Consider the following 14,639-nt stretch of genomic DNA (forward strand, 5'->3'; position numbering starts at 1 on the left):
ACATTTTTTGTTTAACATATCTGTACCGTTCTTTGTACAATCATTTGTATGCACCCTTCTATACGCACGGATTTTAACAACATCGCATAAATTTACGCGGTGTTATTATAACTTATGAGAATTCGTGAATTGCATTCATTAAAACGTTAATTTAACAATAAAAAAGGGCACACCAATTCATGATGGAATTAGTGTGCCCTTTCCTTATGTCATTTTTAAAAGAGCTTCCGTTCCTTTCATCCCTGCTGTAATGCCTAATGTTTCAGCTTCTAATGTTACTGATTCCAGTGGTGCCGCTAACAGCTGTTCAATCGTTTTCACTCCGACCGCACGTCCTGCAATAATCTTTCGATCGGCCAGCACACTATTCAGCAGACCGACGTCTAACGCACCGCACATAATATATCCTTTGTCATTCGAAACTGTCAGCAACGTCGTCTTCGGCAGTCTGACCGTCACGGCTTGAAATGACTTCCCATCAATCAGGATCGATTTAGTGTCAATCAACTCATCCACCCCTTTCCAATTCAATATATGAAAGACATGCAGAAAAGTTGCTTACACAATAAGTTAGTTAATCCACCTCAAGCTCTTGAACAGTTCTATTGTTCATTCGCGGCCATCGGTTTACTATAGAGGCTACGAGGAGGGAACGGAATGAAGACGATTTGGCATAACGCGCTTTTTTATACGATGCAAACTGAAGGACAAACAATAGAGGCTTTACTAACGGAAAACGGAAAAATTACGGCGATCGGCTCTTATGATGAGTTAGAGGATCAAGCGGAGAAATCCGTTGATTTACAAGGTGCGGTCGTGTATCCAGGCTTTATTGATAATCATATGCACATAATCGGTCAGGGAGAGAAATTGCTTAGATTGGACCTTTCCCGTGCGGATTCATCGGATGAAATGATGGACATGCTGCTGCGTGCATACCCTGATCTTCCTGAAGATGAGTGGTTCATAGGAGAAGGATGGAATGAAAATAACTTTCCTGACAAAAAAATCTTCACACGCTACGAACTAGATCATGTGACGAATTCACCTATGCTCTTAAAACGCACATGCTGGCATGCTGCGGTCGTCAACACGAAAGCCTTGGAACTTGCAGGCATCACAAAAGACACACCTGACCCGGTAGACGGCGTCATCGTGCGTGATGACAACGGGGAGCCTACTGGACTATTGAAAGAGGGCGCCATGCAATATGTTTTACAACTACTGCCTGAACCTTCTGAAACCTATGTAACAAAAGCTTTGCAAACATCCGTAGACCATCTGTTTTCTGTTGGATTAACAGGTGTTGTGACAGATGACTTAGGATACTACGGCGATTATAAAACTCCGTTGAACGCATTCAAAAATGTCTTAGGTGAGGAACGGAAATTTCGAACATATTTGCTACGTCATTTCAGTGTGTTTCCACAAATGATGGACAATCAAGCTACATACAAAGAACCATGGGTCGAACCAGGTGAGATGAAATTTTTTATTGATGGCGCCTTTGGAGGCAGTACCGCTTTACTTAGCACCCCTTATACAGATGAACCGGATAACGTCGGAACTGCTGTCTTGACAGATGAGGAATTAGAAGAACGTGTTAAACTCGCACGCAAGTATGATGAAGCTGTTGCAATCCATATGATCGGTGATCTAGCAGTTGAAAAAGCATTGGATGTCATCGAAAAATATCCTGCACCGATAGAGAAACGAGATCGCTTTATACACGTCCTAATGCTTCGTGAGGATTTAGTGGAACGTATGGCTAAACTGCCAATCGTTTTAGATATCCAGCCTGCTTTTGTTCCCTCTGACTTTCCTTGGGTGCTGAATCGTCTCGGCCCCAATCGATTGGATTGGTCCTACGCTTGGAAACGTCTTCTTGACAAAGGTTTCATTTGTGGAGGGGGGTCTGATGCTCCGATCGAAGACCCCAATCCATTGCTCGGTATTCACGCAGCAGTTGCACGGCGCCAGCCTTTCGAACAGCATGAAGGCTATCTGCCAAATCAAAAACTTAGCTGCTATGAAGCCGTACAGCTCTTCACTTCAGGAGCTGCCGCGACGATTGGAAAAGCGAATTCACGCGGCCTGTTAGCGGTAGGTTTCGATGCAGATTTCACAATTTTGGAGGAGGATATATTTTCAGTTGAAACAGATCACATACCTGAAATTTCTGTCCGTATGACGGTCGTGGCAGGTGAAGTGATGTACAAAAACAAGAAAAGTAAGCCGTGATAGTTTATTCCGGGACGGAAAGGGAAAACTTTTATAAAAGGAGGTTTTACCTTGGAACTGCTTAGTGTCAATGGAAAGTCGAATTGGAAAAGGTTGACCAAGAGTATCCTTATTCCTGTCGTTGGTGGGTCGGTCATCGGCTGGCTGGCCAATCGAAACACACAAGAACAATATGCTCAATTGGATAAACCAACTTTTTCTCCACCGGGTCCTGTATTTCCAATCGCATGGACCGCGCTTTATACAGTGATGGGAGTGGCTAATTACCGGGTAGAGCAGAAACAAGAAATGCTGCAGAAGAAAGACTCTGCCACCCCGCTCTATGATGTACAACTGGGACTCAATTTTCTTTGGTCGTTTCTTTATTTCAAATGGAATTTGCGGGGTACTGCGTTAGTTGAAATGACTATTTTATTAGGAGCAATCGCTATGACAGCCTATGAATTCAATAAAACCGATCGAACGGCTGGCGCGCTGATGATTCCTTACATCGGTTGGGTGATGTTCGCTTTAACTTTAAATTATTCTACTTGGAAATTGAATAGATGAGAGCCGTAAATTAGAGCTGTTTGAGAAGTCGTTTTTCACGTGACTTTTCAAGCGGCTTTTGTTTATGCAAGAAGGATGGCGGTTTTAGTGCGGTGATGGAGAATTTTGTGCACCTCGTTGCTTCGCTTGGCTAAATACCTAAAAAAGGCTATCACTGAAAGATCTTTCACTTTCAGGACAGCCTTTTTTAAATTCAGTATGATCTGTTCATGCGCTCTGCGGTCTTATAAGCATCATACATGCCCCATATCCACACAATTGGATACGTGATAAATCCAATGAGCACAAACATTAGCAATGCATTTATACTTTGCAAGATAATGAGCAATATACCTTTTACTATCTGCCCATTATAAATCTGTCCGACGCCAGTCCAGAAGAAACTTAGCACAGCGGCAATACCTGGATGCTTCAGCATACACTCTCTCCTTCTCGGCTATTTATCTTTATTTTACCCTACTCGGAGAGAGAATAACAAGATGTTTGCAATATCGCACGAGCTAATTAGAAACGATCTTTATCCAGAGGGTCTCCTTGGACTTCTACATCGCCTTCTTTATCAAGGCGCACTTCTTCGCGTTTCACAGATTCATGGATGGTTTCAGGTTCCTCAACCTGATGTTTCTTCAAGATGATTTCCTCCGTGACAACTGGTTTCTTGGTAACTTCCACATGTTCTTCTGTGACTGGAATCCGAATTGTCTCTTCATCTTCTTTAAATAAAGTTCCGTCTTCGCTGAATCGACTGTCTGCGTTCAATTCAGTATCTACTATCGGTCTTCGCTCAATCGTAATTTCATCATGAGCCACATTTACATCTACAGATCTTTGTTCTTCCACTACTTCCTTCTCGAGGTGAACTTCTCCGCGCTTCATCCGTTGCTTGTCCACCTGCAAACGTTCTTCATGCAGACGCATCCGTTCTTCTTCTGTAGCGTTATCCGATAATGTGTTTATTCCTTTTGTGTAGGCAGTTTGATCGATAGGTCTGTCCAAGACTGCTTCCGCGCCAACGCGTCCCAGTTCATCGTCGTGATTCAGGTTTTGATTCGGCAAGGTTTTATTCAGACGATAAGCCGGATCTCCACCGTTCAATTCTTGATCTGTTACGCTCAGTCCATTTGCACCTAAGTTAATATCAGTACTCTTTCGATTTAGTCCATAGATGTGCGTGTTATCCAAGTATTGACGGTTTGCTTCTCCTTTGTCGACATAGAGCAACATGCCGCCTTGGTCAATTTCTTGATAATAGCGTTCCGTTTCTCCTGGGCCGAAGTCCAAATTATCGACCATTCGGTGTACATGGTCTTCTCCAGAAATGAAGCCCATAAAACGGTCCCACCAAGAGCCATCCGCCGACTTGACTTCTGCGTCTGTACGACTTCTCAACATAGTCAGCTGATCATCATTTTTCACTACGACATAAATATTCTCCTCAGGCCATCCTTCATTTTTCAGTTCCTGAACACGATTCATCAATTCTGTTTCGTTAAAATACATTCCTATATATCGTTTGTTATTCATGTAAATCTCCTCCTAAGTTTTAATAACCTGTCGTAATCTTGTTTTACCCCCTTGACAAATTAAGAAACATTTGAATGCATATTTTTCAAAATGTATAAAAACCACGGTACATAGGAATTCTAATAAAAAGGAGTGATTAAATGCTGGAATTGGAAACAATGATTGAAGGTAAACTCGCCAATTTCGGAGTCCTTCGCGATCAAGTGTGCAAGCACGGCTATCATTTCGGCGGTGGTTGGGATTATCATAAAGGATGTTTTGATTCAATCCTTCATAAAGAGGGCGGGGAGACCATTTACTTGCGCGTTCCATTCGAGGTGGATGAAGGCGAATTGGATGATTATCACACATCAATCAAATTCAAAAAACCGTATGTCATCAAGCATGTCGTCAATACTGGGCTTGATCGAGACAGCAGTTCATTAGTGAGCGGTTCATTCAATCAGTTCCAAGAACCACTTGACCGCGATGCACAAATTCGCGATAAAAGTCGATGGGAAACTGCAGGTGAACTGGCAATCGAAGAAATACTTCAGTATTTGGAATAAAAACAAGAAAGAGGAAGCCCCTTCACTGACCATTCAGTGAAGGGGCTTCCTCATGCTGTTTTATTAGCCTGCTTCCTACTCGTTCAATGCCTGCACTTTTTCATTCATTCTTTTAGCATCAAGGACTTCCTTCGAAAACTGTTCAAAAACAGGTTGTAATTCACTTGTCAATTCCTCTAGTTCGGCAGCGGAATAAAAAAGAGATTCAAAATATATTGGTTGTTCCCCTGCTTCCAATAAAACACGCAACCGTTGCAATGGCTCTCTTCCAGCTACATCCTCATCCGACATGATCGGTTCTTCTGCCGCATAATTCGCCTGCTGCACCCATACATTACCAGTCTCCCCTTGTTGTTCAGCAGCGTTTGCAAATGTCAAGAATTCATCTAAACTTTCGGTTCGCTTCATACTGATCCCTCACTTTACTCTTTTACTTATCTTTCCCTGTTGATTTCCATTGAAACTCCTTCAGTTACATCTGAATTTCAATGAAATAGATCGGTTTCCCGCGATTTTGCCAGCAGCCGATTCGTCGCTTTATTTACTTTTTTCTTGAATAAAACACCGAACGTAATCATGAAAATTCCTATACTCACTAAAATGATAAGATCTTTCGTCGCACGAGCCCAGACAATTCCTCCTACTGCCTCCCTCATCAAATCGATCGCATGAGTAAACGGCAAGATTGGATTGATCCACTGGAAGAATTCCGGTAAAAGCATGACAGGATACGTACCGCCTGATCCTGCAATTTGCAATACTAACATTACGATAGCGAGCGCTTTCCCTACATCGCCAAACACCGACACCAGCGTATAGACAATAGACATGAACACCATGCTGATCAACATGCCGAACAAGATGAACAGTAACGGTTCTTTAACCGTCACTCCGAGCAGAAGAATATCGCCAATGGTTACGATCAGCGTCTGCAATAGTCCGATGAGCCCGAATGTAAACAAACGCCCTACATAAATTTGTCTCGATGTAAATTGTCCTTCCCGGTGAATATCCGTAGATAGTAATGAAATAAGTAAAAGACAACCTACCCATATTGAAAGCACCGTATAAAATGGAGTCATTCCTGTCCCATAGTTTTTAATGGGGAATAACTTATTTTCATTCAGTATTATCGGCTCTTCAAAAAAACTTCTCTCTGCCTGCGGATCATTTTGCAGCAACTCAATGATTTCATTAATATCCGTTTCCGCCTGTATGCTTTCAATACGATTAGCCAATTGGTTCACTTTGTCGTAGACATATGGATATTCATTCAACGCTTTTTGTACTTGCTGTTTTCCTTCATTCAAATCCCCGTCTGTACTAACTAATATCCTTTCAACTTCTGGTATCGTTTTTTGCACTTCTAGAAGCAGGCCCTTCGCATTCCTTAATGTTTTCAATGCTTGGGTAATTTCCTCACGTACAAACGGCTCAATCGTATTTACATATTCTTTTAGGAAGGAATCTGCTTGGATCGATGTATTTTCGGCAATTTGCTGTAAGTCATTTATGCTGTTTTTCATTCGCTCTTCTTCGCCTTGTACTAACACATCAATCGTGCGGGCGTTATTTTGAATTTCTTGAATTTGATCTTTTAGATTGCCTGCCTTCTCAAGCGCGGCGTCAATCGGTTGAGATGAAGATGAGGATTCCAGCTCTCCGCTGTCTGCTTGGTTTAACTGTTCAACCATTTCTTTCACATTTGTGAGATCCTGCTCTAGTCCTTCCAGCTTCCCTATACTGCCTGTAACACGTTCATCCAGTTCCTTCTTCACTCGGTTCCACTCCGTAAAGTCAAGCTCGGTCTGCTGGACCTTTTTCAGAAACGCATTTGTCTCTTTTGTTATGGTAGATACTTTTTCAAGATCGGCTTTGATACGAGGCGAAGCCGACTCCAAACGTTTTTGGGCTACCGTCAGCTGACTGATCGTGTCATTGATAGTCTGCAAGCCTTCAGAAGTTGTTTGCTGTACTTCAGGCATCATCTTTTGTGCTTTTTTAATAATCTTTTGTGCTGAATTTGCGTCCCCAACAATTCCTTCCAATGTTTGATGAATACTCGGTAATTGCTTTTGGATATCGAAAACATAGGCTTCGAATTTCTTGATATCCGGTAAGTCTTTTTCGATTTCGATACCGAGGTCATTGAACATCTCAAGCACAACGCCGTTTACAGTGGAGATAAACCGACTGCTCACCTTTTCAACAATGACGGAAGCACCTTTTTCCGTGATCTTCGGTGCAATGGAATTCAATTTTTCATTAACATAATATTCGATTTCTGCTTTTTGTGGTTTTCCGGAAATGACTGTTCCCAGTTTGCTTGAAAAATCTTCCGGAATAAAAATAGCGGCAAAATAGTCACCATATTCTACTCCGTCCATCGCTTCCTTTTTAGTCGTAAATGTCCAATCCATGTCTTTGTTGTCTTGCAAGGTCTTGATCAATTCATCCCCAACATCAATTTGCTCATCACGCACTAAAGCGCCTTTGTCTTCATTTACAACTGCAACCGGCAATTGATCGGTGCGCGCATATGGATCCCATGCCGCGTAGATATTCAACCAGGCATATAATGATGGCAAAAATACCAAGCCGCCGATTAGAATGGCTGCTACCCAGTTCTTACTTATATTTTTCAGATCCATTTTAAAAATATTCCAACTTACTTTCATGAAGGATCTCCTCTTTTCTGCTGCATACTGTTATTAGCTACTATACCCATAACTCGGCAATTCAATGGAAGATCTGTGTAACTTTATATAAAATTCTCCGTCTACGTTTCAAAGGAGTGTTGCGAAATGAAGAAAGCGTTATTCCTTATAGGAGTTTTATTACTAGCGAGCTGTTCTGGCAAGCCTGCTCAAATGTTGCCTTCATCTCAATCATCTGTCATTGACTGGGTAGATTTTGTGAATTGGAACGACACGACTTATACCGCGAATTATGAAACGAACGAGATGGATAAGGTATGGAAAACGGAAAGAGTACTAGGAGAAGTCACATATACGTTGGATGGTCATGCGGGCGCGAACCATACGTCAAAAAATGGAGATGCTGCATACTTACCGAAAGGAACCAAACTGTATGAAATAAAAGGCTATGATCCCGCTTTTCGTATTCTGGCGAACGATAAAATATATGAAGTTTCAGAAGCTGGAAAAGCTGAAAAAGTTGAAGATTTCTTAGATATAGAAGGAAAAGTAAATCGAGTAATTTTGCAAAGTGAAGAAGATTTATCATTCATTGGAGAGTTTTCAGAGGTGCATACGAAGGAATTCATTGATGAATTGCTGTTACTTCCATACGAGGAAGCTGGTCGAACAACCGAAGGGAAACGCGTTTTCTTCGGCATTGAATTGACAGATGGTTCTATGACCCGCTCCCTCTATTGGCCAGAAACCGGGTATATCAATTATGGGACAACAGCATCGGAGCGCTTGAAGGAAATTTTCGAAGCTGAAATGAAAGCATTAAATTACTAACTAGAGATTTCTTTAATATATCAACAAATTCACATTTCCCAATTGTCTTCTTCCCTTCATATTTGGTAAACTTATTAGTAGCATGAAGATTACGAATATTTCAGGAGGAGATATCCTTTGCAACATCTATTCACACGTTTTATGGAGCATCCCATCATTCAAGCACCCATGGCAGGAGTAACGACGCCAGAATTTGTCGCTGCTTGTTCAGAGGCGGGGGCATTAGGATCAATCGGGGCGGGATATCTTACTGCGGAGGACACACGCCAGTTTATTCGAGAAGTTAAGCAACTAACAGATCGGCCCTTTCAAGTGAATTTATTTGTGCCCGAAATGAACATCGTGAATGAGGAACAAATCGAAAAAGCTTACCACTCGTTAAAACCTATCAGACAACAACTCGGCCTTTCAGAATGGCAGCCGTCATTTTCATCCAGTGAGTTTGATGGGCAAATTCAAGTGCTTGTAGACGAACAAGTTCCTGTTTGCTCCTTTACATTCGGTCTGCCTCAAAAAAACATCGTTACAAAACTGAAAGAGCATGACATATTTTTAATTGGCACAGCGACAACTGTGCAAGAAGCTCGACTGGCTGAGCATGCGGGAATGGACGCTGTAGTGCTTCAAGGTAGTGAAGCAGGTGGCCACCGGGGAGCATTTAACGGTGAAGGAGACATGCTGCCATTAGCTAAACTTCTCACAGATACTGTGAGTACTGTTCAAATTCCACTAATCGCGGCAGGTGGCATTTCTATGCAAGCTCACATCCACCATTTACTTTCGAATGGAGCAGAAGCTGTGCAAGTTGGCACTGCTCTACTTGCGACGGAAGAAAGCGGTGCGAATACTCATTATAAGAAAGCGGTTCTTAACACCACTGAGAATTGTACCGTTTTCACCAAAGCCTTCTCCGGAAAGACGGCTCGCGGAATTCGCAATACATTTATTGAACAGATGGAAGGAAAACCGATCGCCCCCTATCCATATCAAAATGATTTAACAAAACCTATTAGAAGTGCTGCATTAAAAGAAAAGAAGCCAGAATACATGTCGCTTTGGGCTGGGATAAATGTTCATCGTTGCAGTGCCGGGAGTGTTAAAGAAGTAATCCAAGCATTGACTCTTTCTACTTCTCTTCTTTAACTCTCTAAAAAACAGGTTTTAACAGGATAACGCATTCACGTACCTAAAGTTTCTTTTGAGGTGAACTTAATGACCAATAGTCCATTTGACAAAAAATTAGCAGAACTATTTTTAGATGAACATAAAGAAGAGTTTCAACAGGAATTATTGAAACAGGCTGTCAATGTGAAGGATCGAGTAAAAGAGATCTTGCAAATCGGCAATATTGACCTAATTAATAATGCATTTAAACTTGTACATTTTGTGATTTGGCAAGAAGAAGAGAAATTAAGCTTATTTGCAAAAAAAGAAGGGATTGCATGGGCTACCCACTCATTGACTGTTGACCTAAAACTGGAATGGGTTCAGGCAATTCGCCGAACATTGTGGATCAACATTCAGAGAATGATTGAACAATATAATATTACGAACTATGATCTATTCGAATTGGAGAAAAATGTAAATAATCAAGTCGATCGATTTCTCAATGAATTTTTCATTAATTACTCAACTTACAAAGACATGCTTTTGCGTGAGCAGCGTAAGCTCGTAGAAAATTTATCCGTACCCATTATTCCAATCAACTCAACTGTCAGTATTTTACCGCTAATCGGTACTATTGATTATTTTCGTGCGAAAGTGATGGAAGAACAAGTATTGACGAAGATATCGAAGCAACATATCCATACCTTAATCATTGATCTGTCAGGGATTGGAGACATGAAAACAGAAGTGGTGGATCAATTCTTGAAAATGATTGAAGGGGCTAAAATGATGGGATGCAATGTCGTCATTACGGGTCTCAAGCCTGACGTAGTCCGTAACATTGTAGCGTTAGGAGTTGTTTTCGATTCGCAAACCAAGACATGGGGTACCTTACAACAAGCATTAGATATGTATTTCCAATGATTTTAAGCGATACCTTTTGAGGTATCGCTTTTTCTTACATTTCTTTATGGCTAAAAGGACATTTCCCTCTTATCGGTTCGCAGTCATCCCCGATGAAGAATTGTTTCCATTCATTATGTGTCGGATCACCGAAATGGCTGATATCTGGATGTTTCGGCAACTTGTCCCATAGTTCTACACGCTCTCTTACTTTTTCGCGTGAGTTGATGCCGCCTTTTTCAGTTCCTTCAAGCCCCTTAAAAATCTTTCGTGGTTGAAAGCCGATTACCATAGAATTGCCTAAGTCTCGCGTTCTTCTTTGCTTATAGGCAGGTGCATTGCCGAAGGCAAAAATCGGCTCGCCATGAAAATGAAAATCCCATAAATGATGATCTGGATCACGTGGTGCATCTTGCGGCCATTCTTTTTCATCGGCTGTATGTAAATATTGCAGAATATCCCAAAATTGCTGACGGTATTCTTCTAGCGTACCTTCATTCGGAAATGGCTCCACGAAAACAAAGAGTCCATGACGCTTATGCTTCGGATTCTCGAATAACTCCAAAAATAATTCCATAGTTTTCGGCAAGTTCGACCAGTCATCTTGTGTAATATAACCGTATCGCAATTCGCCCTTCTTCTCACCATTCATTCCAAAATAACAAGGAAACGTCCGATCCGTAACCGTTTGGTGAAATGTCTGATACTCTCTCAGCAACCAATCCGGCAAATCACCCCGTTCCGTAAAGTCCTCTTTTGTCAATAAAGCATCTGATGTCTGGATCAATGGTTTAACCTCCTTCAAGCAAACTATACTGTTAACTTCTTTACCCTTACTCTCGAAAATCAAAACCTAGCTCTTGGTCGCCAAAAAATAGACAACATAGGATCTCTCCCATGCTGTCTATTTTGTTTGAAGAATAGTTTAGTTGGTTCTTGGCTTACTCGGATCACATGAAGGTTTCGCAATATCCGTGGTTTCAGAGAGTTTTATCAAGTAATAACACTCTTCTCTTGCCATATGATCCGCCATCAGAGCCGTAAACGAGCCAAGGATTTCCTTGTTCATTTCCCATTCTTCCAGCTCACGTAAAAATGATTTAAAAATCGTCATCTCTAAATTGATATCCTGATGAAATTTGGCCAATGCAGGAAATTGAGTGACATTTGTTCTCAAAAAGCCAGCCATCTCCACTGCTTTTAAATAGAAAGCTTCCCATTCCTGCGTGAATTTCTGCCCTTTTTCTTTCAACGACTTCTCGACTCGATCCAAATTCGCATCAATGGCTCCTGCGTGACCAGCTGCATCCAACAACCACAATAAGTCATGGTGAAGCGGATGAACAGGCGGCGGTACCTCCCCTTGAGCCAGGTATTTAAAGAGACGGATGGCTTCCTCTACTTCATTGACCATATGATTGATGAATGAAGGAGTTAAGGTGATTTTGATTTCACCCACTAATTGTGCTGCCACGAGCTGCAATTTGAAAAGTCGTATTTGTTCGCTGGCGGTTTTTGAAGTTTGCAGTAATGATTGCAGAGCTGGATTGTCCATTGGCCGTTTCGATTCGGTAAGCAATTGGTCAAATAACTGGATGAATGTATTCGCTTGTTGAATACGTTCAGCTTCGCCTGGTGCGAGAGAGTCATGAATGAACCGTGCATGGTCCCCTAGTATTTGCAACCAAAAATGCAATTCAAACAATGCTTCTTCTTGGTAATCCTTCGACAACAAAACACCCCCATCAATTACGCCTCGGCGTGATTGGGTCTAGATTTTGAATTATTTTGGCACAATTGACTCCTTTCAAAATCTGTGACATCCGCCGGAGGCTTTATTTTTATTCATCAGGAGTCTTTTGCTGAATAAAAATAAATAGTCTTTACAGTTTATGAAAGGACAGAGGGTGTTTATGAAAATCATTTACCAACAGATTCTAATGGTACTTTTTCTACGTTCCTGCCATCCATATTCATCCTATATAGATGATAATCTGGTGACCGTCCAGCAAAATTTCGGTCTACCATAAAATAGATCTTTGCATCGGGACCCAGTACCGGCTTTGTAGTATGTTCTTTCAACGCAGTCAGCTGCTCCGTTTGATACGTTTTCCAATTAAAAGCAAATAATTCATATTCAAAAATGCCGTTTTCTCCGGTCCCTGCTACTGCCTGATAAATAATTTCTTGCCGTTCGGGTACTAGAGTGAAATCATAAATATCTTCCTCTTGGACCGGACTGCTAATTATCGACTTTCCATCCGGATCATCTAGTGGAATCTCGAAGATACGCTGACTGGATGAAAATACTTCATCTGCCGACTCAACATTTTCATCATCATCCATTTGCACAAATACTGATTTATCCTTAGAAGAAACTTGCAAGGATGCCATACTATATTTTTTCATATCAGTATATTGTGTATGTGTTTGTTCTTTCAAATGATAACTATGCACGTCAAAGTCATGTGGATGCTTCGAAGCGACCGGCGAATAATTCGTAAATGTTGCAGCTTGCAAATAAAACAGCAACTCTGGATTTTTCGGATCAAACGCTACTTCTGTAATAAGTGAATCTACCGAGAGTATCTGCTCATCTTCCAATGAATCCAACTGTACGACATGGATATCTGTCTCCGCATCTTGTTCCCGATCTTTATTAGTAACCGCGAAAGCTAACCGCTTCCCATCCTCGGAAAACGTCAAATCTACAATCTCTTTTTCAACTGGTAACTGGATAAGTGGCTGTTCCTGAAGAGTCATATATAAATTCGCTTGCCCTTTTTCATAGACGACATAGGCGATTTTACCATCCGATGACACACTGTAAACTTCAGTCAGACCATTTTGTTTTTGATTTTCATCCTTGTCGAATACAAATCCGAGTACAACGAATAGAGCAGTCAGGAACGCAATGGAACCTAGTAAGAAAACTAGCGACTTTTTCATAGTGTATCCCTCCTTCTATATTCCATACACCCAGATTACTAGAGTAACGCCAATCAATAAAAGCTGCGTGATTGCAATAGTGTAGGCTATTTTTTTACGTTGAGCAGCCAGTAAGCGCATTTGAACCGCATACAATAGCATCCACAGACCGATCGGCAGCAAGAGCAATAATAATGAAGCTTGCAACCCCTCTGAAAACAACAAAAATGCCCACAGCAAAAATAACGTGATAAAAATCAGTACAATGCCCATCGTAATATTAATAAAATGGATCCATTTCGCATCTTTCTGCAATAGCTGTTTAGAAGATGGAAAGTCATAGATCGTCGTGCGATACACTAGTATAATCGCCAGCAATACAAGGGCATAGGAAAAGAAGCCTGAAATTGTGGAATAAGGGCGATCCAAGTAAGCTGACATTAAGCTGCCATAAGAGAAAATAAAGATATGACTAATCAGCAGACCGTTCATCCACAAACGGCGGTTTAACGATTGGACAGGGTGCAATATGACCGTTAAAATCGATGTAGCAACAAGCACTGCCAGCACGAGCCAGATCAAATGGGCATCACCGTTCATGAACAAATCCAGCAAGTAAACGCTATAGGCAAAAATTAATGAAGCACTTGCAAGAATCAGCATCATCCCCCTGCGATACGGATACATCGCTTGCTGAAGCTGTTTTCCGACCTCTTTTTCATCGCCGAAATTCATCATTGCCATCTTCATCGCCTCCTCTTTGGAATAACCTTCATTGAGTAAGTCTTCGTAGGAACAGTGCAGATGACTAAGCAATTCTTCGTTTAAATCCATACTTTCTTCGTGATTGCTATCAGTCTGTCTCACAATACCTTTTACAAATCGTTCGAATACTTCCGTCATGTCAAACCTTCTGAACTTTTGCGGACAAGAGCGTTCATCCACTCCCAATTTTCTTGCTTATTTCCTAACGCAACTCCGCCTTCATCCGTCAGTCGATAATATTTCCTTCTGCTTCCTTCTGTTCCTTGCCAATAAGACTCCACCCAACCCTTTTTCTCCAAACGCTTTAAAGCAGCATATAAAGTTCCTTCACTCATTTCGTACGTATCATTACTTAATTCTTTTAAAACCTTGACGATTTCATAGCCGTATAAATCCCGCTGTGCAATCAACGACAGCAAAATTAAATCGATACTGCCTTTCATCATTTCCTGATCCATAATGCTTCACCTCTTTCGCATCATAACACGATGTACATCGCATTACAATGTAGATGACAAAAAAACACCTTACCGATATCTTATTCATTTCGGTAAGGCAGCGAATGTGTTATTGAATAAAATTTGAG

The 14,639-nt window shown here is 41.3% G+C and carries 16 protein-coding genes; 6 read left to right on the forward strand and 10 right to left on the reverse strand.

What is annotated here, in order from left to right; genetic code table 11:
- Window positions 1-204: 204 nt before the first annotated feature.
- Window positions 205-507 carry a DUF1805 domain-containing protein gene (locus MKX97_RS14100; protein ID WP_340760197.1) on the reverse strand — a complete coding sequence of 101 codons (303 nt, stop codon included), beginning with the start codon at window positions 505-507 and terminating at the stop codon, window positions 205-207.
- Between the two features lie 150 nt (window positions 508-657).
- On the opposite strand from MKX97_RS14100, the gene MKX97_RS14105 reads away from it, so the two are divergent.
- Both MKX97_RS14105 and MKX97_RS14110 read left to right on the forward strand, forming a co-directional pair.
- Entirely contained in the window at window positions 658-2,241 is a 1,584-nt protein-coding gene (locus MKX97_RS14105) for an amidohydrolase (protein WP_342536260.1), read from the forward strand.
- 51 nt (window positions 2,242-2,292) lie between these two features.
- Entirely contained in the window at window positions 2,293-2,790 is a 498-nt protein-coding gene (locus MKX97_RS14110) for a TspO/MBR family protein (RefSeq protein WP_340760201.1), read from the forward strand.
- A gap of 193 nt (window positions 2,791-2,983) precedes the next feature.
- On the opposite strand, the gene MKX97_RS14115 is transcribed toward MKX97_RS14110, so the two are convergent.
- Window positions 2,984-3,208: a hypothetical protein gene (locus tag MKX97_RS14115; RefSeq protein ID WP_221837031.1), complete on the reverse strand. Its 225-nt coding sequence runs from the start codon at window positions 3,206-3,208 to the stop codon at window positions 2,984-2,986.
- Between the two features lie 86 nt (window positions 3,209-3,294).
- Complete coding sequence (locus MKX97_RS14120; RefSeq protein ID WP_342536261.1) at window positions 3,295-4,314, reverse strand: YsnF/AvaK domain-containing protein; 1,020 nt, start codon at window positions 4,312-4,314, stop codon at window positions 3,295-3,297.
- Between the two features lie 140 nt (window positions 4,315-4,454).
- Between MKX97_RS14120 and MKX97_RS14125 the strand changes: the two genes are divergently transcribed.
- Window positions 4,455-4,862, forward strand: a complete 408-nt coding sequence (locus MKX97_RS14125) for a YugN family protein (RefSeq protein WP_009498544.1) — start codon at window positions 4,455-4,457, stop codon at window positions 4,860-4,862.
- A 75-nt stretch (window positions 4,863-4,937) separates the two neighbouring features.
- Here MKX97_RS14125 and MKX97_RS14130 read toward each other — a convergent pair whose 3' ends face one another.
- Window positions 4,938-5,270 carry a hypothetical protein gene (locus tag MKX97_RS14130; protein ID WP_078818437.1) on the reverse strand — a complete coding sequence of 111 codons (333 nt, stop codon included), beginning with the start codon at window positions 5,268-5,270 and terminating at the stop codon, window positions 4,938-4,940.
- Window positions 5,271-5,347: 77 nt separating this feature from the next.
- Complete coding sequence (locus tag MKX97_RS14135; RefSeq protein ID WP_342536262.1) at window positions 5,348-7,540, reverse strand: YhgE/Pip domain-containing protein; 2,193 nt, start codon at window positions 7,538-7,540, stop codon at window positions 5,348-5,350.
- Between the two features lie 126 nt (window positions 7,541-7,666).
- Between MKX97_RS14135 and MKX97_RS14140 the strand changes: the two genes are divergently transcribed.
- From MKX97_RS14140 to MKX97_RS14150, 3 genes are all read left to right on the forward strand, one after another.
- Window positions 7,667-8,350 (forward strand): hypothetical protein, encoded by a 684-nt coding sequence (locus MKX97_RS14140; RefSeq protein WP_342536263.1) that lies wholly within the window; start codon window positions 7,667-7,669, stop codon window positions 8,348-8,350.
- A 117-nt stretch (window positions 8,351-8,467) separates the two neighbouring features.
- Window positions 8,468-9,493 (forward strand): nitronate monooxygenase, encoded by a 1,026-nt coding sequence (locus tag MKX97_RS14145; protein WP_342536264.1) that lies wholly within the window; start codon window positions 8,468-8,470, stop codon window positions 9,491-9,493.
- A gap of 69 nt (window positions 9,494-9,562) precedes the next feature.
- Window positions 9,563-10,381 (forward strand): STAS domain-containing protein, encoded by an 819-nt coding sequence (locus MKX97_RS14150; protein WP_078818440.1) that lies wholly within the window; start codon window positions 9,563-9,565, stop codon window positions 10,379-10,381.
- Window positions 10,382-10,415: 34 nt separating this feature from the next.
- Here MKX97_RS14150 and MKX97_RS14155 read toward each other — a convergent pair whose 3' ends face one another.
- From MKX97_RS14155 to MKX97_RS14175, 5 genes are all read right to left on the reverse strand, one after another.
- A complete protein-coding gene (locus MKX97_RS14155; RefSeq protein WP_342536265.1) occupies window positions 10,416-11,147 on the reverse strand; it encodes a YqcI/YcgG family protein in 732 nt (243 codons plus the stop codon).
- A 138-nt stretch (window positions 11,148-11,285) separates the two neighbouring features.
- Window positions 11,286-12,092 carry a DUF2935 domain-containing protein gene (locus MKX97_RS14160; RefSeq protein WP_342536266.1) on the reverse strand — a complete coding sequence of 269 codons (807 nt, stop codon included), beginning with the start codon at window positions 12,090-12,092 and terminating at the stop codon, window positions 11,286-11,288.
- Between the two features lie 188 nt (window positions 12,093-12,280).
- Window positions 12,281-13,309 carry a hypothetical protein gene (locus tag MKX97_RS14165; RefSeq protein ID WP_342536267.1) on the reverse strand — a complete coding sequence of 343 codons (1,029 nt, stop codon included), beginning with the start codon at window positions 13,307-13,309 and terminating at the stop codon, window positions 12,281-12,283.
- 15 nt (window positions 13,310-13,324) lie between these two features.
- The gene (locus MKX97_RS14170; protein WP_078818444.1) at window positions 13,325-14,191 is read right to left on the reverse strand and encodes a permease prefix domain 1-containing protein; all 867 of its coding nucleotides are present in this window, start codon (window positions 14,189-14,191) and stop codon (window positions 13,325-13,327) included.
- Complete coding sequence (locus MKX97_RS14175; RefSeq protein ID WP_078818445.1) at window positions 14,188-14,511, reverse strand: PadR family transcriptional regulator; 324 nt, start codon at window positions 14,509-14,511, stop codon at window positions 14,188-14,190. The genes MKX97_RS14170 and MKX97_RS14175 overlap by 4 nt, the downstream gene beginning before the upstream one ends.
- Between the last annotated feature and the right edge of the window lie 128 nt (window positions 14,512-14,639).

This window comes from Sporosarcina sp. FSL K6-3508 (genome assembly GCF_038615825.1).
GTDB classification, from domain to species: domain Bacteria; phylum Bacillota; class Bacilli; order Bacillales_A; family Planococcaceae; genus Sporosarcina; species Sporosarcina newyorkensis.